Here is a 22,562-nt window from a genome sequence, read left to right as displayed (position 1 = left end):
AATTTTCAGTTCGTTGGCCGGAATGACTTGTCGTCGGCCTCACTTCCTCGTATGATGCGCGTCCCCGGTCCGCCGGGGACCACCCGGAGAGGTGGCAGAGTGGTTGAATGTACCTGACTCGAAATCAGGCAGGCGTTTATAGCGCCTCGGGGGTTCGAATCCCCCCCTCTCCGCCAGATAAAAGAAAAGGGCTGCCGAAAGGCAGCCCTTTTCTTATCTGGCGCGGGACACGACGCGCGTTTCGCACGTCGCCCCACACGTTGCGTCGCAACGCGCGGGCCCCTCCCTTTGCCTGCCTCTCCCCGCCCCTGTCGGGGCAGCCCCTCAACAGAGGGGCTTGCTTCTCCAGATGGTTCCGGGCGTGGATGCGGCATTGATGACTTCCTTGTCTCTGCGGGAATAGAAGAGGGCTGCCGAAAGGCACCCTTTTTCTTTCATCTGGCGCGGGACGCGACGCGCGTTTCGCGCGTCGCCCCACACGTTGCGCCGCTCGTTGCCCGCTGGGTGCATCCACGCACGGCGTGGAAGGCAAGGCCATTCGCACAGGGTGGGGACCGATGCCCTGTGCGAATGGCGTGTGCTCAGAACGTGTAGCCCAGCCCCAGCTGTATGCCGTTCTGGGTCTGGCCGTCGCGCCGCTCGCCCACGTAATCAACCATCACCGACAGGCGCTTGCTGGCACGGCTGGTCACGCCCAGGTTCCAGGCGAGGACCTGCTCACCGACGGGCTGGCTGCTGGCACTGAACAGCAGGTCCGGGGCGGCGGCGAAGCCGTTGCTGTAGCGGGCCTGGGTATCGCCCAGCTCCTTCTGCCAGACCACGCGGGCCCGCGGGGTGATGCGCTCGCCGTTGTTGCCGTCGAAGGTCTTGAACAACTGCAGGCCGGCGCCTACGCGGATGCTCTCCAGGCTGCCACTGCGGCCGATGAGTGCGGCTGCGTCCTGGCCTTCGTTGAAGTGCGTGGCCGAGGTGCGCATGTAGTCGATCACCGGCAGCAGCGGCTGTATCACCACGCCGTTGCCGGTGGTGAACGAGAACGCATGCTCCACGCGCGCGGAGATCGCGTCGTTGCTGTACTTCGCGCGCAGCGGTGCCTGCAGGCCCTCGATCCCCTCGATGCTGCGACGGGTGTCGTGGCGAAGATCGGTGTAGCGGACGGCGGCGGACAGGTAGCCACGCGAATAGAGCGCGTCCACGTAGCCGCCGATATCCAGCGCGCGGACATCGCCGCTGAATCCTGCACCTTCGCTGGACCGGGTCGACATGTCGGCCGCGGCAAGGCTCACGCCCAGTGTCACGCGGTCGTCTGCCAGACGGGTATCGGCACCAAGCGCGATGCCGCCGATGGTGTGGTTCAGGCCGGCGACGCCCGCACCACCCTCGATACGGCCATGGCTGCCGAACCCGCGCGCCCAGAAGCTGCGGTTGTGTCCGGCGTCGCCCGCATCACTGCCTGCATCTGCCGGTGCGACCAGGTGCATCGCCAGCTGGTTGAACAGGCGACTGCCGGTCGTTGCCGATTGCGCCGAGGCGGTCTGCGCGGCCTGTGCTGCCAGGCCGTCCGCATCGCCACCGCTGCGCGATGCTGCCTGGTGCTGCTGCACGACGTTGCCGATGCTGCCGACCAGTGCGGTATCGGCCAGGCGCAGGCTGGCATGCGCGTCGCCGCGCAATGCTCCCGCCTGGCGCGCGATGTCATCGCGGTCAGCGAACTGCAGGGCACCCAGCAGTCCGCTCATCGAGGAGGTGCGCTGCGCAGCGGCCTGTTGCAGTGCGATGCCCAGACCGTCGCCGGATGCGGCGTTGCCGAACAGGCGTGTGTCGTCGAAGGACGGATTGGCGGTCAGCCACAGGCCGCTGCCGGTCTGGTTGACGGTGAAGCTGAGCAGTGAATTGTGGCGAGGGCGGAATACGGCGCCGGGAGCGGTGAGGTCCACCGCGCTGCCGGCCTCGCCACTGCGCTCGACGTACTGGAAGCGCCCTTCGATGAAGTCCGACACCGGCGCCGCGCGGGTCAGGGTATCGGGCGTGGCGGTGCGGCACCACAGGCCAGCGTACTCACCGTTCGACGGGCTGCAGGGGGCGATGGGCAGCTGCAGGGCGCTGGCATCCACCTGGGTCCCCACCAGGTGGTTCTGCTGCCCGGCCGGGAAGAACGCCTGCTTGACGTCCAGCGTCAGCCTGGCGGTGGGGGCAATGCTCAGCACGGCGCGGTTGATGTTGCCGAACAGGTTGTAGTCACCGGACCGCCGGTCCTCTTCGACCAGGAAGTAGCGAGCTTCTTCCAGCGTCAGTGCCGGTGCGGTGCGCTGGCTGTCGACCTGGAAGGCCAGGTTCGCACCGTCATTGAGGTTGATGTAGCGCCCCTTGCCGATCCGGAAGCGTTCGCTGGTGAACACGTCGTCGCCACCCGGCGCGAGTGCTTCCAGCGAGTAGGGGCGCATGACGATGCCGGAGGGCGCGAGCGTTCCGCCCTCGTTGATGTCGATCGTGGCATTCAATGAACCGTGTCCGGTCAGCACGCCGCCGCGTTCGACCACGGTCAGGCTGCGCAGTGCGCCCTGCTGCAGCTCGATGCGCCCGCCATTGCGGGCGCCGATGGCTTCGGCGTGGTGGATCCAGCCATTCTGCTGCAGGCGCAGGGTGCCGCCATCGGCCACCACATACTGGGCGGCGGAGGCGGTATCCAGCGACCAGACCCCGCCCTTGCCGATGCGGATCACACCGAAGGCGTCGTCCAGCCGGATGTCCGGGGCCGACTGCTGGAAGTAGCGCAGGTTGGCCAGCGCATTGGTGTAGCGCCCGCGCACGGCCAGGTTCGGATTGAGGTCTCCGCTCACTTCCTTGTCGACGGAAAGCACGTCGCCAGGCTGGACGTAACCGGCTTCGGTAACGACGCGATCACTGTAGAAGGTGACACCGGGATACGCGGTGCAGTTGCCTGCCGCGCTCTGGTCGCGGGTCGGGCAGAAGCGCGTGGCCACGGCCGCCACGTTCGGGTCGAAGTAGCGCAGGAAGCCCGACTGCTGGGTCAGTTCATAGTGCGCCTGGACGATGCGCGCTTCGATGACCGCGAAGTCGGTCGGGCCGAACATGTCCCGGTAATACTTGATGTACTTGTCCTGCCCCGGGTAGGGGGTAGGACCGTTCGGGCCGGATTCGCCATGGATGCCCAGCACCGTCTCCGTGTAGTTGCCGTGCGCTGGCAGCAGGCCGAATTGCGTGACCTTGCGCTTCACGCCGGCAACGAAGGCGTCGGCGCAGGCCGAGTAGCAGCCGCCATCCAGTACGGTATCCAGCCCGTGCTGGCGGATGATGGCACCCATGCCCACGCCACCGGAGGCGGCCCCGCCCGGCGAGTTGCGGAACACCACCTGGCGGAGCGGCGTACCCCGGGCCTGCGCGGCCAGGATGTAGGCCTCCAGCGTCTGCGGATCGGTCGCCAGTACATTGCCGGTGTAGTAGAGCGTGTCTCCATTCACGTGGAAGGCACTGGCATGGGCCTGCGGTGAGGCAGCGATGCCGAGAAGTGCTGCAACAAGGGCACTGCCGAGGACGGTGGCGCGACGGGTGGGGAGGGCGGGATATCGATGCATGCGGAGTTCCACGGAAAGGAGTGAAGTGCGGATGCCGCCCCTTTTTTCGCTGCATGAACACGCTGATGCGGCGTGGTTTCAACACGTTGCAGCGTGGGCAGGGCGGGTCGCGCGCGCTCGGCCGTTGGACTGGCCGGGCGAGGAGGCGACAGGCCGCCTCTCCAGACCGCTAACGCAGCTGCGGGGGGATCTCCCCCAGTCATCGCGCTCGGCTGACCATGCAGGCGACGGGGCGCAGCGTTTGCGCCGCGCGGGTTACCATGTATGCATCACCTGCTGGAGCCTTCCCCCATGAGCGCTGAAATCCTTGTCCCCGTGTCCTTCGGCGAGCTGCTGGACAAGATCTCGATCCTGCAGATCAAGTCCGAGCGCATCAGCGACGAGGGCAAGCTGGCCAACGTGCGCAGGGAGCTGTCGGCGCTGGAGCAGACCTGGATGGCGCACCCGGCGGCGGTGAAGGACATCGCCAAGCTGCGTGCCGAGCTGAAGGCGGTCAACGAGCAGCTGTGGGACATCGAGGACGACATCCGCCTGAAGGAAAAGGCGCAGGCGTTCGACCAGGGCTTCGTCGACCTGGCGCGCAGCGTCTACCTGCGCAACGACGAGCGTGCGCGCATCAAGAAGGCGATCAACCTGGCGCTGGGCTCGGCGTACGTGGAAGAGAAGTCCTACCAGGATTACGCGCAGCGCGCGTAATCCCGGCGGCCAAAAGGGGGGGCCACGTCACGCGTGGATGAAACCGCAGGGCGCAGGCCAACGCCCGGCCGGCCCATCACCCCAGATGATCGGCCACGTAACGCTCGAAAGCCGCGATGCCGTCTTCGACAGTGATCAGTTCCATCACATCGTCGAACTCGATCTTGGTGCCCCATTTCAGATCGGCAGCCTGCTTGGCCAGGTACTTGCGTGCGGCGTCGTCGTAGCGGTCCACGCAGTAGCGGCGGTCCGAGTACGGTCCGCTGCGGTTCGGGTTGCTGGCCGCATGCAGGCCCAGCACCTTGGCGCCCATCGCGTTGGCGATGTGCATCGGGCCCGAGTCCGGAGTCATCACCAGGTTGGCGCGGGCAAGCAGGGCAGGCAGCTGCTTCAAGGTGTCCTTCCCGACCAGGTCCAGCGCCGGCGTGAGCAGTTGTGCCTGGATGGCATCGGCCATGCTGCGCTCCAGTTCGCTGCGGCCACCGCACAGCACCACCTGCCAACCACGCTGCGCGGCGTGGTTGGCCACGGCTGCATAGCGGTCTGCATACCAGTTGCGGCGCACGTGGCTGGAACAGGGCGAGATCATCAGCACCGGGCGCCCATCGTCCTGCCATTGCGCAGCGGCCCAGTCATATGCGGACTGGGGCACGGCCAGGTCCCAGCTGACCTCGGTCTGGCGCAGGCCCAGCGGCTCGCAGAAGCTGCCGATGGCATCCAGCACATGGACGCCGGGGCGGTCGGGAATGCGCTCGTTGATGAAGAGCCCGTGCAGGTCCTTGGAACGGCTGCGGTCGTAGCCGATGCGGCGCTCGGCGGGAATGAACGCCGACAGCAGGTTGGCGCGGAACGCCACCTGCATCTGCAGCAGTGCTTCAAAACGCCCCGGTGGCAGCTGTTTGCGCAGCTCCTTGACCCCTGCCATGCCGCTCTTCTTGTCGTAGGCGTGGAAGGTGACGCCGGGCAGGCCATCGAGCAGTTTGTGGCCGACCTTGTCGATGATCCAGTGGATCGGCGTGTCCGGGCGCGCAGCCTGCAGGGTGCGCACCAGGGGCACCACGTGGGTGACATCGCCGAGTGCGGACAGGCGCAGGAGGCACAAGGAGGAGGACGCTGATGCCATGTGTTGTTAGACTCAATGAAATGGTCGCATTCGACGCCAATGAAGCGCTGACGCCATGCCGCGAGGGTCGCGGCATCGGGGCCATTCTGTTCGACCGCGAGCGGCTGCGGCAAGCCGAGGTTGGCCTGTTCTCGCCCCAGCACTGGGGCAGCAAGGCCCGGCCGGTCGGCGAGGGCGGCCGCGGCAGCGCCTGGTTCATCGATGCGCCGTTCGGCGCCAGCGTGCTGCGCCACTACCTGCGCGGCGGCCTGGCAGCGAAGATCAGCCATGACCAGTACCTCTGGCGTGGCTCGGACCGGACCCGGAGCTTTGCCGAATTCCGCCTGATGCGCGCCCTGCGCGAGAAGAAGCTGCCGGTGCCCCGGCCGATCGCCGCGTACTACATGCGCGAAGGCCTGCGCTACCGGGCGGCAATCCTGATGGAGCGGATCGAGGGCGTGCGCTCGCTGGCCGACCGTGCGCTGGTCGCCGGACGGGGCGCGCCCTGGGAAGAGGCCGGGCGGCTGATCGCCCGCTTCCACCGTGCCGGCCTGGACCATGCCGACCTCAACGCGCACAACATCCTGTTCGATGGCAACGGCCATGGCTGGCTGATCGACTTCGACCGCGGGGTGATCCGCATTCCGGCCACCGCCTGGCGCGAACGCAACCTCAAGCGCCTGCTGCGCTCGCTGATCAAGCTGCGCGGCGAGCGCAGCGTGGAGGACGTGCAGAAGGACTACGCGCGGCTGAGGCGCGCCTATGACATGGCCTGGAACCGGGGCACCTGATGGGCTGGTCGTTGCGTTTCCTCGGCGTCGGCAACGCGTCGGCGGTCGAGCTGGGGTCGCCGATGTCGGTGATCGAGCGGGACGGGCGGCCATGGCTGACGATCGACTGCGGCGGCGAAGGCCTGACCGCGTTCAAGGCGCACTACGGGCACATGCCGCAGGCACTGTTCGTCACCCATGTGCATCTGGATCACGTGGCCGGTTTCGAGCGGCTGTTCGTCGATACCTTCTTCAGCACGCAGCGCCGCGGCAAGGTGCGCCTGTATGTGCCTGCCACCGTGGTGCCGCTGCTGCACAAGCGCATCGGTGACTACCCGAACGTGCTGGCCGAGGGCGGTGCCAACTTCTGGGATGCGTTCCAGTTGATCGTGGTGGGCGAGGCGTTCTGGCACGAGGGCGTGCGCCTGGAAGTATTCCCGGTACGCCACCACTGGCCGGAGACGGCGTACGGCCTGCGCCTGCAGGGCGCGCTGACCTGGAGTGGTGATACCCGGCCGATTCCGGAGATGCTGGCCCGCTTCGCCAATGACAACGAACTGATCGCCCACGACTGCGGCCTGCACGGTAATCCGTCGCATACCGGTGTGGACGACCTGGAGCGCGAGTACAGCTCGGAACTGCAGGCGCGGATGATGCTCTACCACTACGCCAGCGTGGCTGATGGCGTGGCGCTGGCCGCGCGCGGCCACCGCGTGGCGCAGCCGGGGCAGTGCGTGGCGCTGGCGACCCCCACTGCACCGCACGTGCTGGCGCAGGATCCGCCGTGAGCGGTGCCGGCCAGCCCGCCGACGCGGCGCTGGCCGCCGAACTGGAGGTGCTGGAGCGCGCGCTGCATGCGCCTGCGGTGCGGGCCGATCCTGAGCGCCTTGACGCATTGCTGGACGAGGATTTCAGCGAGATCGGCAGTTCCGGGCAATGCTACGGCCGTGATGCAGCCTTGCAGGAGATCCCGTTGGAGCGCGCGCAGGTGCTGATCGAATCGGAACAGTACGCGGCGTGGTTGCTGGCCGACGGTCTGGCCCAGGTGCGTTATCGCAGCCGCCATTACCTCGACGGCCAGCCGCAAGGCTGGGTGCTGCGCAGCTCGCTGTGGCGCCGGCACGGGGATGGATGGCGCATGCTGTTCCACCAGGGCACGCCCGAGGCACGGTAGGACCGGGCCATGTCCGGCGAAGGGCGCCAACCAGGGTTGGCACCTGCCAGGGGGGGGCGTCGCCGGAAAAGGCGATGGCCCCGCCGGCTGACCTCGGCGCCCGCGTCGATCGATACCGTTGCTGCCTTCCGGCCCTGGCGGGGTTTTCGACCTAGCGTCGCGAGGGGCCGACGGGGCCACCATAGAGACGTCGGCCGCCCGGAGGGCAGCCAGTTCACGGACCAGGGGAAGCAGCGCGCGATGCGCCAGAGACCACAGCCGGACTGCGCATCGGCTGGCCGATGGCAGACGCGTAGTCTAGCGCAGGCAGGTGCATCGACGCCAGCTTCACGCGCTGAATCCGCTGTAACCCGTTCCCGCCCATGGCGGCCCGGGCCACCCGCCGTTGCTAGAATGCCGGCCAGGAGGAACGGCCTCCCCCACATCGGGAATCAAAGACCAGGACGGCCTGGCCCTACCAAGAGGAGGGCCGTCATGGCCTGGATCTATCTGTTGTTCGCCGGCCTGCTGGAAATCGTCTGGGCCGTGTCCATGAAGCAGTCCGAAGGCTTCACCAAGCTCACCCCCACCGTGGTCACGATCGTCGGCATGATCGCCAGCTTCTGGTTGCTGGCGGTGGCCATGCGCAGCCTGCCGCTGGGCACCGCCTATACGATCTGGACCGGCATCGGCGCGGTCGGTGCGTTCGTGGTTGGCATCGTGTTCCTCGGCGAGCAGGTCAGCCCGATGCGGATCGGTGCAGCGGTGCTGATCGTTTCCGGCCTGGTGCTGATGAAACTCTCGAGCAGCTGAATGATTTACTTATGGCGGGGAAAGGAATCTCCGCTTCCAGCAGATATATGCATTTTCGGCAAGACCATTTTGTCCGCCCGTTTTATTTGACGTACGTCATGAAAATAACGAGCGTGATTCACATGCCACTGGCACGGACGGTCGCACAGTGCCGCCATTCGTCGGGCGAAACCGGGGAGTTTTCGCCTTGAGGGACACGCTGTCGCACCTGTCGCCGGGTGCGACGGCGTGAAGATGTGAAGATTTTCAGGAGTTAATGCCTTCGAACCTTGTTTCCGCATCGGGAGCCGGGGTGGGCCGCATTGTCTCCAAAAAACCTGCCAGCTGTGCCATCCGGTCTTTTCATGGAGATTTACCGATGAACCGCATTTACCGTCTGGTTTTCAATCGTGCCCTTGGGGTAATGCAGGTTGCTTCGGAGGTCGCCCGGAACCCCGGCGGAAGCGCGGTCAGCGCAGGGCGGGTGCCGCGATTGCGGGCGCACCAGCTGGCGGTGGCACTGGCGGCCACGCTGGCCAGTGGATCGGCGTTTGCGGCCTGCACTACCGCAGGTACGACGGTGACCTGTGCCACCGGCTCCAATACCAATTCGCTGACCAACAGCATCAACGGCGTGACGCTGAATATCCAGACCGGCGCCGAGCTCAGCGTGCCGCCGATCGTTGGCGGAAGTGCAGTGAATTTGAGTGGTAACGGCATCACCGTGAACAACCAGGGCACGGTCGATCCCACCATCAACGGTGGCCTGAGCCTGGCAGCGTCGGGCATGGTGCTGGGCAACAATACCGTCGGTGGAAACACCATCAGCGTCAACAATCAGGCAGGCGGGGCGATCAAAGGCCTGGTCAACATCGGCTCCATCCTCGGTTTCGGCGGACAGGCGCTGGTGGTGCAGAACGCTTCCGGCGGTGTCAGCAACATCGTCAATGCCGGTAATGTGGACATGTCGATCTTTGGTGCAGGCCTGTTGACCACGGCCGATGCGGCATCGATCGTAAGCTACGGTGGTGCGCAGACCACTCTCAACAACACCGGCATCATTACCGGCCGCATAGGGTTCCAGGGTTCGGCCACGGCGGGGGCCGGCAATACCTTCCTCAACGCGGGAACCATCAACGGCAGTGTGAACCTGGGCAGTTCGGTCGCCGGCAACACCTTCACCGCCGTGTCTGGTTCCAGCGTCAATACCGCCGGTATCGGCGTGGCCGGGCAGGTCGGCGCGCTTGCGGTGAATCTGGCCGCGGCCGGCATCGTCGACGGTGGCTCGGCGTCCAACAACAGCCTGGTGCTGCAGAACAGCGCCACCGGCCCGGGCAGCGGTACCGGCGGAGCGGTAACCACGCTGGGCTGGAACCAGTACATCAACTTCCAGAGGCTCACCGTCAACAGCGGTACCTGGAACCTGCAGGGTGCGTGGGCGGCTGCGGGCACGACCACGCTCAACGATGGCCTGGTCAATTTCAATAATGCCGGTTCCTTCGGCACAGGGCTGTTCACCGCCAACGGCGGTGCCATTGCCGCCTCCACGGCCGGTCTGAACCTGACCAACGCCTTCAACCTTGGCGGCAACCTTTCCCTCGGCGGGACCAATGCGTTCAGCCTGGGTGGCGTGCTGTCCGGTACTGGCGGGCTGACGGTCAACAACACCGGCATCGTCACGCTCGGCGGCGCAAACCTGTTCTCCGGCGGCGTCAACCTCAATGCCGGCGGTCTGCTGCTGGGCAATGCGGGCGCGCTGGGCAGCGGCAACCTGACCGTGGGTGGCAGCGCTTCACTGGATACGACGTCGGGCTTCACCCTGGGCAACAATCTGGTGATCAATGGCGGGGGCTCGCTGAACCTGCTGGGCAGCAATGCGTTGTCATTGAGTGGCTCGATTTCCGGTGCCGGCAACGTGACCAAGAACGGCGCGGGCACGCTGACCTTGAATGGCGCCAATTCGCTGACCGGCGCCTTCAACCTGGCCGGCGGCGCATTGGCGCTGGGCGCGGGTGGCAGCCTGTCGCCCACCGGTGCGATCACGCTGGGCGTTGGTACCAGCCTCGATCTTTCAGCGGCGACCAACCAGACCATCGGCTCGCTGGCCGGTCTCGGCGGTTCGGTCAATCTCGGCAGCCACACGCTGACCCTGGGTGGGCTGGGCAATACCAGCTACAGCGGCACGTTCGCCGCAGGCACCGGTGGCCTGATCAAGCTCGGTACCGGCGTGCAGACCCTGTCCGGCGTCAACAACCTCAGCGGCGGTGTTGCGCTCAACGCCGGCGGCTTGTTGCTGGGCAATGCGGCCGCGTTGGGCAGCGGCACGCTGTCCGTCGGCGGCAATGCCACGCTGGATGGCACGACCGGGTTGGCGTTGACCAATGCCGTCAACCTCGGTGCCGGGGCCAGCCTGAATCTGCTGGGCAACCAGGCGCTCACATTCAACGGCGTGATCGGTGGCGCTGGTGGCCTGATCAAGAATGGCGCGGCAACCCTGACGCTCAACGGCGCCAATACGTTCGGCGGCGGTCTGGCGCTCAATGCCGGCAGCCTGGTGCTGGGCAACGGCGGTGCACTGGGAACCGGGGCGCTGAACGTCGGCGGTGCGGTATCGCTCGACGCCAGCGCCGGCCTCACCGTGGGCAATGGCATCACGCTTGGCGCCGGTGGTTCGCTCGATGTGCTGGGCTCGAATGCGCTGACGCTGGGCGGTGTCATCGGCGGGAGCGGCAGCCTGGTCAAGAACGGCGCCTCCACGCTGACGCTGGGCGGCGCGAACACGTTCACCGGTGGGCTGGCGGTGAATGCCGGAACGGTGTCATTGGCCAGTGGTGGCAGCCTGGCGGCGACCGGCGCGGTCAGCCTGGCCGGCGCTGGCAGCGCGCTGGATATCTCGCTGGGTGGCAACCAGACCATCGGTGCGTTGTCCGGCGTGGCTGGCAGCACCCTGTCGCTGGGCAGCAGCACGCTGACCTTCGGTGATGCCACCAACCGGACCTTCGCCGGCGTGATCGGCGGCACCGGTGGCCTGATCAAGCAGGGCACCGGCGTGCAGACGCTGACCAGCGCCAGCACCTTCAGCGGTGGGGTGAATCTTGCCGCCGGTGGCCTGGTGCTGGGCAACGCCGGTGCGCTGGGAAGCGGTGCGCTGACCGTCAGTGGCAACGGTTCGCTGGACGCCACTGCTGCACTGAACCTGGGCAATGCGATCAACCTCGGCGCGGCGTTGACCCTGCCGGGCAGCCAGAACCTGGCCCTGGCCGGCAACATCACCGGCACCGGCAGCCTGGTCAAGAATGGCGCGTCGACACTGACCTTGAACGGTACCAACACCTTCAGCGGTGGACTGAGCGCAAACGCCGGCAGTCTGCTGCTGGGCAACAGTGGCGCACTCGGTACGGGAGTATTGGGCATTGGCGGCAGCGTCTCGCTCGATGGCGGCGCCCCGCTGAACCTGGCCAACAATGTGTCCCTGGGCGCGGGTGCCGCGCTGTCGCTGCCGGGCTCGCAGGCGATCACGCTGGGTGGCGTGGTGTCCGGTGCCGGCAGGCTGGTCAAGAATGGTGCCACCACGTTGACCCTCAACGGCGCCAACAGCTTCGGTGGTGGGCTGACCGTCAACGGCGGCGGCGTGTTCCTGGGGAACGCCGGCGCACTGGGCACCGGTGCACTGTCGGTGGGCGCCAATGCCACGCTGGACAGTTCAGTAGCGCTGAACCTCGCCAACGACCTCAACCTTGGGGCAGGCGCGGCGCTGGATCTGCTGGGCAGCCAGAACGTGTCGCTGGGCGGTCTCATCAGTGGTACTGGCAGCCTGGTCAAGAACGGTACGGCGACGCTGGCGTTGAACGGCGCCAATACGTTCAGCGGGGGCGTCGGCCTCAACGCGGGCCTGCTGCAGCTGGGCAATGCGCAGGCGCTGGGTACCGGCCAGCTGGACGTGGGCGGCAACGCTTCGCTGGAGGCCACTGCGGCGCTTTCGGTGGGCAACACCCTCGGTCTCGCTGCCGGTGCCAACCTTTCCGTGCTGGGCAGCAATGACCTGACGCTGGCCGGTCCGGTATTCGGTGCCGGTGGGCTGATCAAGGACGGCACGGCGCGGTTGACGTTGTCGGGCGCCAATACCTACAACGGAGGCACCACCATCAACGCCGGCACGCTGGCGCTGGGCGCAGGCGGCAGTCTCGCCGCAGCCGGTGCGGTGAATCTTGCCGTTGCGGGCGCGACACTGGACATCTCCGCAGCCGGTGTGGCACAGACCATCGGCGCGTTGAATGGCGTGGCGGGCAGCCAGCTGGCGCTGGGCGCGCAGTCGCTGACCTTTGGCGGTGCCAGCAATGGAAGCTTTGCCGGTGTGATCGGTGGTACCGGTGGCCTGGTCAAGACCGGCACGGGCGTGCAGACGCTGTCCGGTGCAAACACGTTCAGTGGTGGCCTTGCGCTCAATGCGGGTGGGTTGGTACTGGGCGATGCAGGTGCGCTTGGTACCGGTGCGCTGGGTATTGGCGGCACCACCACGCTGGACAGCACGGTGGCATTGAATCTGGCCAACGCGGTGAACTTCGGTGCCGGCACCCAGCTCACCCTGGGCGGAACCAGTGACGTTGCATTCGGAGGCGTGCTGAGCGGCAACGGCAGCCTGGTCAAGAATGGTGCGGGCCTGCTGACCCTCAACAACACCAATACCTTCGGTGGCGGCCTGACCTTGAACGGTGGTGGCCTGGTGGTCGGCGCGAATGGTGCGCTCGGTACCGGTGCGCTGGCGGTCAATGCCAGCACCACGCTGGATGCAGGTACTGCAGTGACGCTGGGAAATGCGGTCACGCTGGGCTCGGGCGTCGCACTCACGCTGCCCGGCAGCAATGCGCTGACGCTGTCCGGCGTGGTCGGCGGCAATGGCAGCCTGATCAAGAATGGCGGCACCACGCTGACGCTGTCCGGTGCCAACACCTACACCGGCGGTACCACCATCAACGCCGGCACGCTCGCGTTGGGTACGGGTGGCAGTCTCGCCGCAGTCGGTGATGTCACGCTGGGCGCAGGCGCTGGCTTCGATATCTCCGGCGCCGGCAGCAACCAGACCATCGGTGCACTCAACGGAGCGGGGGGAAGCACGCTGACGCTGGGCGGCAATTCGCTCACCTTCGGTACCGCTGGCAACGCCGCGTTCGATGGCGTGATCAGCGGCGGTGGTGGCCTGGTCAAGGTGGGCGCGGGCGTACAGACCTTGTCCGGCGCCAATACCTTCGGTGGTGGCGTGACGCTCAATGCAGGCGGACTGGTGCTCGGCAATGACGCAGCGCTGGGCACGGGCGCATTGACCGTCGGTGGTGCTGCCACGCTGGATACCACCGGTCTGGCAACGCTGGCCAACAACATCGCGCTCAACGCCGGGCTGACCGTAATCGGGACCAATGCACTGACGCTCAACGGCGTCCTTTCCGGTACCGGCAGCCTCACCAAGAATGGCAGCGCGACGCTGACCCTGAACGGCATCAACACCTACACCGGTGGCACCAACATCAACGCCGGCACGCTGGCGCTGGGGGCCGGTGCCAGCCTGGCCGCGAGCGGTACCGTCAATCTTGCCACCGGCGCCACGCTGGACCTGTCGGCCGGCAGTGGCACGCAGCAGTTCGGCACGCTGGTCGGCAACGGTACGGTGAACCTCGGTGCCAACTCGATCGAAGTGGGCGGCGCCACCGATGGCACCTTCAGTGGCTCGATCGCAGGCACCGGTGGCCTGACCAAGGTCGGTGCCGGCATCGAGACGCTGACCGGTGCCAACACCTACACCGGCGGCACGTTCATCAACGCCGGTACCCTGGCGATCGGCCCCGGCGGCAGTCTGGCCGCGACCGGTGCGGTGACGCTCACTGCGGCAGGCACAGGCTTCGATATCTCCACTGCCGGCGCCAACCAGACCATCGGGGCGTTGAACGGCGTGGCGGGTTCGACGGTGAGCCTGGGGGCACAGACACTGACCCTGGGCGGCGTTGGCAACAGCATCTTCGATGGCGCGATCTCCGGCACCGGCGGCCTGGTCAAGAATGGCGCCGGCAGCCTCACGCTGGGCGGTGCCAACCTGTTCAGCGGTGGCGTCGCGCTCAATGGCGGCGCATTGGTGGTCGGCAACAACGCTGCGCTCGGCAGCGGTGCGCTGACGGTGGGAAGCAACGCGACGCTGGATGCATCCACCGGCGTCAGCCTGGCCAACAACATCAACCTCGCATCGGGTGCCAACCTCGATCTGCTCGGCAGCCAGGCGCTGACCCTGGGCGGCGTGATCTCCGGCACGGGCGGGCTGATCAAGGACGGTGCGGCCACGGTGACCCTGAGCGGCGCCAACACCTACACCGGTGGCACCACCATCAACAGCGGCACGCTGGCGATCGGCGCTGGTGGCAGCCTCGCCGCGGCCGGCGCAGTGAACCTGGCCGGTGCCGGCACGTTCGACATTTCGGCGGGCAACCAGGCCATCGGTTCGCTGGCCGGCGTCGCCGGCAGTACGGTGGCGCTGGGCGGCAGCACGCTGACCCTGGGCGGCACCGTGGACAGCACCTTCAGCGGTGCGATCAGTGGCAACGGCGGCCTGGTCAAGAACGGCGCAGGCGTGCAGACGCTCAACGGCGCCAGCACCTTCAGCGGCGGCGTAGCGCTCAACGCCGGTGGCCTGGTGGTCGGCAACAATGCTGCGTTGGGCACCGGTGCGGTGACGGTCGGAGGCGCTGCGACGCTCGATTCGAACACGGCGGTCACCCTCGCCAACAACTTCACCCTCAACAACGCGTTGACCGTCCTCGGGAGCAACAACCTCACCCTCAACGGCATCCTCAGTGGTACCGGCTCACTGACCAAGGAGGGTGCCGCGACGCTGACCTTGAATGGTGCCAACACCTATACCGGCGGTACTTTCATCAACGCCGGCACTCTGGCACTGGGTGCTGGCGCCAGCCTGGCCTCCTCAGGCACCGTCAACCTGGCCACGGGGGCGACCTTCGATCTGTCAGCAGGCAGCGGCACGCAGCAGTTCGGTACCCTGATCGGCAGCGGTACAGTGAATCTGGGCGCCAACACGCTGACGATCGGAGGCCCTGCCAATGGCACCTTCAGTGGTTCGGTGGCCGGCTCCGGTGGCCTGATCAAGGAAGGTGCGGGAACGCAGACGCTGACCGGTACCAACACCTTCACCGGTGGCACCACCATCAACGCCGGCACGCTGGCGATCGGTGCCGGCGGCAGCCTCGCGGCGACTGGTGCGGTGAACCTGGCCAATGCCGGTACCGCCTTTGACATCAGCGCGGGTGGTGCGCAGGCGATCGGTTCGCTGGCAGGCGTGGCGGGTTCGACAGTGGCGCTGGGCGGCAGCACGCTGACCCTCAATGGCGTGGGCAATACCACGTTCGCCGGCACCATCGGAGGGGCCGGTGGCCTGGTAAAGAACGGCGCAGGCATCCAGGGCTTGACTGGCGTCAACGTCTTCACGGGCGGCGTGACCCTCAATGCCGGTGGCCTGCTGCTGGGCAACGGCGGTTCGCTGGGCATCGGCGCGCTGACCGTAGGCGGCAACGCCAGCCTGGATGGCACCAGTGCGCTGACTCTGGCCAACACCGTGCAGCTGGCCAGCGGCACGCTGACTCTGGCCGGCAGCAACGCGCTGACCTTGAACGGACCGATCAGCGGTGCCGGTGGCCTGCTGAAGGATGGCGCGGCGACGGTCACCCTGGGCGGTGCCAGCAGCTATACCGGCACCACCACCATCAACAGCGGGACGCTGGCGGTAGCAGCCGGCGGCAGCCTGTCCGGCGCCAGCACGGTCAACCTGGCCGGTGCTGGCACACTGGATATCAGCGCCGGTGGCAACCAGACCATCGGCGGCCTGGCCGGTGTGGCCGGCAGCACGGTGGCGCTGGGAGGCGCAACGCTGACTACCGGCGGCAACAACGCCAGCACCGTGTTCGCTGGCGTCCTCAGTGGCACCGGCGGCCTGGTGCAGGGAGGTACCGGTACGCTGACCCTGAGCGGCGACAACACCTATACCGGCGGTACCACCATCAACGGTGGCAGCACCCTGCAGATCGGCAACGGTGGCAGCACCGGTTCGGTGCTGGGCGACATCACCAACAATGGCAGCCTGGTCTACAACCTCGGCACCACGGCAACCGTGGGTGCGGTGGTCAGTGGCAATGGCGGTCTGACCCAGGCCGGCAGCGGCACGCTGGTGCTGACCGGCAACAACACCTACACCGGAGGGACCACCATCAATGCCGGCGGCACGCTGCAGATCGGCAACGGTGGTGCGACCGGTGCGATCGTCGGCGACATCACCAACAACGGCGCGCTGGTGTCCAACGTGGCCGGCAACACCACGCTCGGTGGCACCATCAGCGGCAGTGGCGGCTTGACCCAGGCCGGCAGCGGCACGCTGGTGCTGACCGGCAACAACACCTATACCGGCGGCACCACCATCAATGCCGGTGGCACCCTGCAGGTGGGCAATGGCGGTGCGACCGGTGCGATCACCGGCAACGTTGCCAACAACGGCAGCCTGGTATTCAACGTGGGCGGCAACACCACGGTCGGTGGCGCGATCAGCGGCAGCGGTGGCCTGACCCAGGCCGGCAGCGGCGTGCTGACCCTGGTCGGCAACAACACCTATACCGGTGGCACCACGATCAATACCGGCGGTACGCTGCAGGTCGGCAACGGCGGGGCAACCGGCGCCATCGCTGGAGACATCACCAACAATGGCGCGTTGATCTCCAACGTGGCCGGCAACACGCAGCTGGGCGGCACCATCAGCGGTACGGGTGGCCTGACCCAGGCGGGCAGTGGGTCGCTGGTGCTGACCGGCACCAACACCTACACCGGGGGTACCACCATCAACGCCGGCGGCACGCTGCAGCTGGGCAATGGCGGCGCGACCGGCTCAATCATTGGCAACGTCACCAACAACGGCAACCTGGTGTTCAACGTGGCCGGCAATACCACGGTCGGTGGCGCCATCAGCGGCAGCGGTGGCCTGACCCAGGCCGGCAGCGGCACGTTGATCCTGGGCGGCAACAACACCTATACCGGTGGCACCACCATCAATACCGGCGGCACGTTGCAGGTTGGCAATGGCGGCGCCAGCGGTGCGATCGCCGGCAACGTCAGCAACAACGGCAGCCTGGTGTTCAACGTGGGCGGCAACACCACCGTCGGAGGCACCATCAGCGGCAGTGGTGGCCTGACCCAGGCCGGCACCGGAACGGTCACCCTGACCGGCAACAACACCTACACCGGCGGCACCACCATCAATGCCGGCGGCACCGTGCAGGTCGGCAATGGCGGCGCCAGCGGCTCGATCACCGGCAATATCACCAACAACGGTGGCCTGGTCATCAACACCGGCGGCACCACCACGCTGGGCGGCACCATCAGCGGTGGTGGCAGCATCGTGCAGGCAGGCCCGGGCGGCCTGAACCTGGGCGGCAACAGCGGCGGCTTCAGCGGCACCGGCCAGGTCACCGGTGGTGGCCTGAATGTCACCGGCAACATCGGTGGCCAGTGGACCATCGGCAGCGGTACCACGCTGTCCGGTACCGGGACCATCGGTGGCACGGGTGGCGGCGTGACGGTGTCCAGCGGCGGCGTGCTGTCGCCGGGCAATGGCCCGGGCAACGGCAGTGGTGCAGGCAATGGCACCGGCACGATCACGGTGGGCGGCAACCTGACGTTGTCGCCGGGCAGCACGCTGGGCGTCGATCTGGGTGCCAGCGGCAGCGACACGGTGCAGGTGGGCGGCAGCGCCAACGTGGGTGGCAGTACCGTGCAGGTGAACACGATTTCGCCGAGTACCAGCTACCAGCAGGGCCAGCAGTACACGGTGGTCAATGCGGGCGGTGGCGTGAGTGGGCAGTTCGCGGCAGGGAGAAGCACTTCGGCGTTCCTTTCGGTTACTCCGGTCTATACCGCCAACACGGCCAACCTGCAGATCGACGTGGCGCAGACCGCGGCATTCACCACGGCGGCGAAGACGCGCAACCAGTACAACACCGCTGCAGCGCTGGACAGCCTGCCGCAGAGTGGTCCGGCACTGGGCCTGTACAACACGCTGCTGATGTATGACGCGGGTACCGCGCGTGCGGCGTTCGACCAGTTGTCCGGCGAGGTACATGCGGCCAGCCGTGCGGTGCTGCTGTACGACAACTACCTGGAAGAGGGCATCCGCCAGCGTCTCGGCAGCGAACTGCCGACCGTGCGTGGCGAGCGTGCCTCGGCCTGGCTGGCCGGCAGCGGCAAGGTGTTCCGCCAGGACGGTGACGGCAACGGCGATGACATCCGCTCCAACCGCAATGCACTGATGGCGGGCGTGGACTGGCAGCTGGGCGAACACGTGGTGCTGGGTGCGGCCGCAGGCAACGAGCGGCTGGATACCCGCCTGTACGATCGCAGCTCGCGGGCCCGCCTGCGCGGCAACACGTTCGGCCTGTATGCGCAGGGCCAGTGGAACAACGGCTTTGCGGTCGGTGGCAGCGTATCGCGCGGTGACTACCGCACGCGTACCACGCGTGAGGTGCCGCTGCTGGGCCAGACCCTGTACAGCCGCCAGGACTCGGATGTGACCATCGCGCAGGTGGAGGGCAGCTGGACCTGGACCCATGGCAGGACCCAACTGCAGCCGTATGTGCAGTTCACCAGGCACTGGGTCGACAGTGATCGTGCGGTGGAGCAGGGCGGCACGGCTGCGCTGGTGCTGGAAGGCGGCAAGGACACGCTCAATGTCAGCACCGTGGGCGTGCGCGGCCGTTGGGATGTGGGCAGCGGCGAGCGCTTCCCGGCGCAGCTGACGGTTGGCCTGGGCTGGCAGCATGCATCGGGTGATACCGATGTGGCCAGCCGCAACCGCTTCGCGGTGGGCGGCAATGCCTTCGACGTCTACAGCGCGGTGATGGCACGCAATGCGCTGGTCAGTCAGGTGGGCGTGGCGGTGGGCCTCGGCCGCAACAGCCAGCTGTCGATGTTCGTGCAGGGCCAGCACGGCGATGGCCGCCGCGACGTGGGCGGGCAGATCAACCTGCGTGTGGGCTTCTGAGGAGAGTGGGGCGACGTTGGATCCACGCCTGCGTGGATCCAGGGCGGTGCGGAGGGCTAGACCCTCCGCTCCATCTCCACGGCATCGATCCCGGCGCCGTGGCCATTGGAAACGATCCGCGTCACCTGGAAGCCCAGGCCAGCATAGAAGCCCTGGGTGTGCTGGCTGGTGCTGAGCGTGATGCGCTTGATCGAGGGATCCGCTTCGGCCTGGCGCAGGCGTGCCAGCGCCAGTTCCCGGCCCAGTCCATGCCGGTGCAGCGCGCGCTGTACCATGCCCCAGCAGAAACCGGCACTGCCGTCGCCGCGTCGCGACAGGCCGCCGCACGCCACGATGCTGCCATTTCGCTCGATGACCTGGAATGCACAGTCCATGGCCTGTTCTTGCAGGAAGCGCTCAAAGTCGCTGCGCTCTTCGGGCGCGAAGTAGGTGGGCACGTTGCTGTCGAAAATCGACAGGCAGGCGCTGGCATCGGCGGGGCGGTAGAGGCGGAGGTTCATGGAAAATGCCTTGGCGTTGCCCGGGCGCATTTCAACCGTCCAGACGTTGTCCTTCTCAAGGGGGTATCGCGCGACGAGGCCGCAGGAGCCGCCGAAGTGCTCCAAGGTACATGGAGCGGAGTCGATCTTCTCACGGATGATTTCGCCCACCTCGAATGACTGTGCGGAACACAGGCGCCTGCACCAGGCGGGTGCGTCAGTGGCGAGGCGCATGCGGCCGCGATGGCATGCAGCGGGGCGCGGCGGCTCTTGGGCTATGCTTTCGACACGTGGGACTGACCGCGCGGCAGGATCCGCCGGCCCCATTCGTCTTCCTGCCTGCAACGGAGCTGCCCAGCGATGCCCGACCCTTCTCTTTCCCGGACTGCCCAGGTCATGCGCGGTCTGCTGTTTGGCGCGGTGGGGCTGTTGATCCTTGCCGTGGCCGCCTTCGAAGTGACGCATCGCCTTGAGTTCCTGCAGATCGCGCAGGCCGTCGATGGCCAGGTCGAGCGCCTGAACGCGGGCGGATCACATCCGCAGATTGCGTTCACCACCGCGACCGGCCAACACGTCTCTTACCCGCAGGGTGGCATGATCTTCGGCTATGAGCCTGGACAGCCGGTACGCGTGCTGTACGATCCGGCGCAACCGCGCCTGGAGCCGGTCCTGGATACGTTCGGTGCGCTGTGGGGAATGACGGTCGTGTGGATGCTGCTGGGGCTGGCGTTCGTCGGCGTCTGCGTGCGGGGACTGCTCCGGCGCAGGTGACTCGCAGCGGATCGCGCGCTGTCGGCGGGCGAACCGTTGGACCTGCCCCTGGCGGCAGGGCCTGTTCAGTTCGGTAGTACCTGCCGCGCTTCCCGCCAGCCAAATAAAAAAGCCGCCCAGTGGGCGGCTTCTTCATTTATCTGGCGGAGAGAGGGGGATTGTCGGGTGCATCCCTGCACCCGATCCCGATCCCGATGCGCGTTGCGCCCCGGGACCAGCCTGCGGCTGTCCGGTTCTGCTCCTGCAGAACCGTCGAACCCCGGCGGGGCTTCTCACCACCCATCCCATCCGCCAGACAAACGCAAAAGGGCCACCCTGTGGGCGGCCCTTTTGCGTTTGTCTGGCGGAGAGAGGGGCAGCCTCCGCCATGATTCACATTGCATCACATCGACTCAAACGAGCATTGTGGCCAAGTACAGTAGGGCTTTCATCGCATCATAAGGCGTCACTTGGTAGCATCCTATGGCATCATCTGATGTTGGGACAGATGTTGGGACTGCCATGCCAAAGAAAGCTGCCGACGGGCTGACAGCCATTCAGATTCCTGAGCTAGAGCCGGGCTTCCATCCGGAGGGCACTGTTACCGGGCTTTATTTGCGCGCGACTCCCAAGGGAGCAAAGAGCTGGATTCTGCGCATCGTGATCAACGGCCACCGCCGTGACATGGGTTTGGGCGGCTACCCTGCCGTAACCCTCGCAGACGTACGCAAAGCGGCCCGCAAGGTCCGCGAGGCTGTAGCAAGTGGCTCTGACCCTGTAGCGGACAAGCAAGCGCGCAGAATGGCGTACAAGGCCATTCCGACCTTCCAATGGTGTGCCGAGCAAACCATTGCTGCGAAGCGTCCGGAATGGAAGTCTGCCAAGCATGCCGCCCAGTGGACCAGCACCCTTGCCGCCGATGCCTATCCCGTCATCGGGAAGACTCCTGTAGACCAAATCGAGCTTTCTCATTTGCTGGAAGTGCTGGTCCCTATCTGGACGGTTAAATGCGAGTCGGCGACACGCCTACGCGCTCGGCTGGAAGCAGTGCTGGCTTGGGCGACCGCCTCGGGCTACCGCAAAGGCGACAATCCCGCGCGTTGGAAGGGGAACCTAGACGCTGTCCTGGCGAAGCCAAGCAAGGTTGCAAAGGTGAGCCATTACAAGGCGCTACCAATTGATGAGATGCACACCTTTGTAGCTTCGCTCCGCTTGCAGCAAGGCATGGCGGCGCGCGCGCTGGAGTTCCTGATTTTGACCGCCACTCGGTCCGGTGAGGTTCGCGGGGCTACATGGCAGGAAGTTGACCTAGATGCCGCTGTGTGGACCGTTCCAGCGGAGCGCATGAAAGCTGGCAAAGAACATCGCGTCCCGCTCAGCGCGCGCGCAGTAGCTATTCTCAAGGGGTTGCCGCGCATGGGAGGCACTGAGCTTGTCTTTCCCGCCCCAAGGGGGGGCAGGTTGTCGGATATGACCATCTCCGCCGTAATGCGCAGGATGCAGGTTGACGCTGTGCCGCATGGCTTTCGCTCTACATTCCGCGACTGGTGCAGCGAACGAACCAACTATCCTCGCGACGTAGCAGAGATGGCACTGGCCCATGCAATCAGCAACAAGGTTGAGGCAGCATACCGCCGGGGGGATCTATTCGTAAAACGGACGGGATTAATGGAAGACTGGGCCAATTTTATAGACTCCGCTAAGTCTGAAAGCACTGTGCTTAGGTTCCCCAGCACTCGGCGTGGAGCGCAGGCGGGTGAGTGAGGTAGACGAACTCGCCGCAGGGGGAAGTCGCGGATCGTCGTCGTTTGTATGCTCACAATGTGAAAGTGTGGTTGGCCGTGGCGCGCAGGAGATCCGCGTTCGCTTTGTGTACGAAGCGTACGGAGAGTCAGGGCCATTGCTAAATCAGATGAGAGCTTACGGCCTAGCCACCAAGGAGGCCCGAGAGCTGGTTGCCACCTTAGCAAAGAGAGCGCGCAGGGAGGGAAAGGGACGACCTCGAACCCGCATCAACAAGGATGACATGGCCGGCATTGAGGGTGTCCTCGCTAGCCAGAGGGCATATCGCCACAACGGCACGAGATCAGACGGTCGGCCTTGCTGGCGATGCTCGTCCGGACAGAGTCACTGCGGGCGGGAGGTTG

General features: G+C 66.4%; 11 protein-coding genes, 1 tRNA gene and 1 other RNA gene. 9 read left to right on the top strand and 4 right to left on the bottom strand.

Features of this window, described 5'->3' with window-relative positions:
* Positions 1-85 precede the first annotated feature (85 nt).
* Positions 86-176: transfer RNA gene (locus AC5P78_RS05745), tRNA-Ser, on the top strand.
* 405 nt (positions 177-581) lie between these two features.
* Here AC5P78_RS05745 and AC5P78_RS05740 read toward each other — a convergent pair.
* A complete protein-coding gene (locus AC5P78_RS05740) occupies positions 582-3,596 on the bottom strand; it encodes an autotransporter outer membrane beta-barrel domain-containing protein (protein WP_495217160.1) in 3,015 nt (1,004 codons plus the stop codon).
* A 291-nt stretch (positions 3,597-3,887) separates the two neighbouring features.
* Here AC5P78_RS05740 and AC5P78_RS05735 point away from each other — a divergent pair, with 291 nt between their 5' ends.
* The gene (locus tag AC5P78_RS05735) at positions 3,888-4,292 is read left to right on the top strand and encodes a DUF6165 family protein (protein WP_005408281.1); all 405 of its coding nucleotides are present in this window, start codon (positions 3,888-3,890) and stop codon (positions 4,290-4,292) included.
* A 76-nt stretch (positions 4,293-4,368) separates the two neighbouring features.
* Here the strand turns inward: AC5P78_RS05735 and AC5P78_RS05730 are convergent, their stop codons facing one another.
* On the bottom strand, positions 4,369-5,415 hold the full coding sequence (locus tag AC5P78_RS05730) for a glycosyltransferase family 9 protein (RefSeq protein ID WP_012479274.1): 1,047 nt from the start codon (positions 5,413-5,415) through the stop codon (positions 4,369-4,371).
* 20 nt (positions 5,416-5,435) lie between these two features.
* Between AC5P78_RS05730 and AC5P78_RS05725 the strand changes: the two genes are divergently transcribed.
* From AC5P78_RS05725 to AC5P78_RS05715, 3 genes are read left to right on the top strand one after another with little or no spacing between them, the layout of a single operon-like run.
* Positions 5,436-6,185: a 3-deoxy-D-manno-octulosonic acid kinase gene (locus AC5P78_RS05725; protein ID WP_043033708.1), complete on the top strand. Its 750-nt coding sequence runs from the start codon at positions 5,436-5,438 to the stop codon at positions 6,183-6,185.
* A complete protein-coding gene (locus AC5P78_RS05720; protein WP_049402793.1) occupies positions 6,185-6,952 on the top strand; it encodes an MBL fold metallo-hydrolase in 768 nt (255 codons plus the stop codon). Before AC5P78_RS05725 ends, AC5P78_RS05720 begins: the two co-directional genes overlap by 1 nt.
* Complete coding sequence (locus AC5P78_RS05715; RefSeq protein ID WP_414489713.1) at positions 6,949-7,338, top strand: nuclear transport factor 2 family protein; 390 nt, start codon at positions 6,949-6,951, stop codon at positions 7,336-7,338. Before AC5P78_RS05720 ends, AC5P78_RS05715 begins: the two co-directional genes overlap by 4 nt.
* Positions 7,339-7,415: 77 nt before the next feature.
* Here AC5P78_RS05715 and ffs read toward each other — a convergent pair.
* Positions 7,416-7,512: signal recognition particle sRNA small type (gene ffs, locus AC5P78_RS05710), an RNA gene on the bottom strand.
* A gap of 300 nt (positions 7,513-7,812) precedes the next feature.
* Between ffs and AC5P78_RS05705 the strand changes: the two genes are divergently transcribed.
* A complete protein-coding gene (locus AC5P78_RS05705) occupies positions 7,813-8,130 on the top strand; it encodes a DMT family transporter (RefSeq protein ID WP_005408286.1) in 318 nt (105 codons plus the stop codon).
* A 358-nt stretch (positions 8,131-8,488) separates the two neighbouring features.
* A complete protein-coding gene (locus tag AC5P78_RS05700; RefSeq protein ID WP_414498405.1) occupies positions 8,489-19,186 on the top strand; it encodes an autotransporter-associated beta strand repeat-containing protein in 10,698 nt (3,565 codons plus the stop codon).
* A 56-nt stretch (positions 19,187-19,242) separates the two neighbouring features.
* On the opposite strand, the gene AC5P78_RS05695 is transcribed toward AC5P78_RS05700, so the two are convergent.
* Positions 19,243-19,686 carry a GNAT family N-acetyltransferase gene (locus AC5P78_RS05695; RefSeq protein ID WP_100438903.1) on the bottom strand — a complete coding sequence of 148 codons (444 nt, stop codon included), beginning with the start codon at positions 19,684-19,686 and terminating at the stop codon, positions 19,243-19,245.
* Positions 19,687-20,025: 339 nt separating this feature from the next.
* Here AC5P78_RS05695 and AC5P78_RS05690 point away from each other — a divergent pair, with 339 nt between their 5' ends.
* Positions 20,026-20,436 carry a DUF3592 domain-containing protein gene (locus AC5P78_RS05690; protein ID WP_024956127.1) on the top strand — a complete coding sequence of 137 codons (411 nt, stop codon included), beginning with the start codon at positions 20,026-20,028 and terminating at the stop codon, positions 20,434-20,436.
* A 462-nt stretch (positions 20,437-20,898) separates the two neighbouring features.
* A complete protein-coding gene (locus AC5P78_RS05685; RefSeq protein WP_495217159.1) occupies positions 20,899-22,179 on the top strand; it encodes a tyrosine-type recombinase/integrase in 1,281 nt (426 codons plus the stop codon).
* Positions 22,180-22,562: the final 383 nt, after the last annotated feature.

The sequence above is a fragment of the Stenotrophomonas sp. YJH_SMC_133 genome, from assembly GCF_059370655.1.
This window is presented reverse-complemented; position numbering and strand designations above follow the sequence as displayed.

Bases quoted from the DNA above. Each gene is read 5' to 3' on its own strand.
- AC5P78_RS05740 (WP_495217160.1), bottom strand. From the start codon at position 3,596: ATGCATCGATATCCCGCCCTCCCCACCCGTCGCGCCACCGTCCTCGGC.
- AC5P78_RS05735 (WP_005408281.1), top strand. From the start codon at position 3,888: ATGAGCGCTGAAATCCTTGTCCCCGTGTCCTTCGGCGAGCTGCTGGAC.
- AC5P78_RS05730 (WP_012479274.1), bottom strand. From the start codon at position 5,415: ATGGCATCAGCGTCCTCCTCCTTGTGCCTCCTGCGCCTGTCCGCACTC.
- AC5P78_RS05725 (WP_043033708.1), top strand. From the start codon at position 5,436: ATGGTCGCATTCGACGCCAATGAAGCGCTGACGCCATGCCGCGAGGGT.
- AC5P78_RS05720 (WP_049402793.1), top strand. From the start codon at position 6,185: ATGGGCTGGTCGTTGCGTTTCCTCGGCGTCGGCAACGCGTCGGCGGTC.
- AC5P78_RS05705 (WP_005408286.1), top strand. From the start codon at position 7,813: ATGGCCTGGATCTATCTGTTGTTCGCCGGCCTGCTGGAAATCGTCTGG.
- AC5P78_RS05700 (WP_414498405.1), top strand. From the start codon at position 8,489: ATGAACCGCATTTACCGTCTGGTTTTCAATCGTGCCCTTGGGGTAATG.
- AC5P78_RS05695 (WP_100438903.1), bottom strand. From the start codon at position 19,686: ATGAACCTCCGCCTCTACCGCCCCGCCGATGCCAGCGCCTGCCTGTCG.
- AC5P78_RS05690 (WP_024956127.1), top strand. From the start codon at position 20,026: ATGCCCGACCCTTCTCTTTCCCGGACTGCCCAGGTCATGCGCGGTCTG.
- AC5P78_RS05685 (WP_495217159.1), top strand. From the start codon at position 20,899: ATGGCATCATCTGATGTTGGGACAGATGTTGGGACTGCCATGCCAAAG.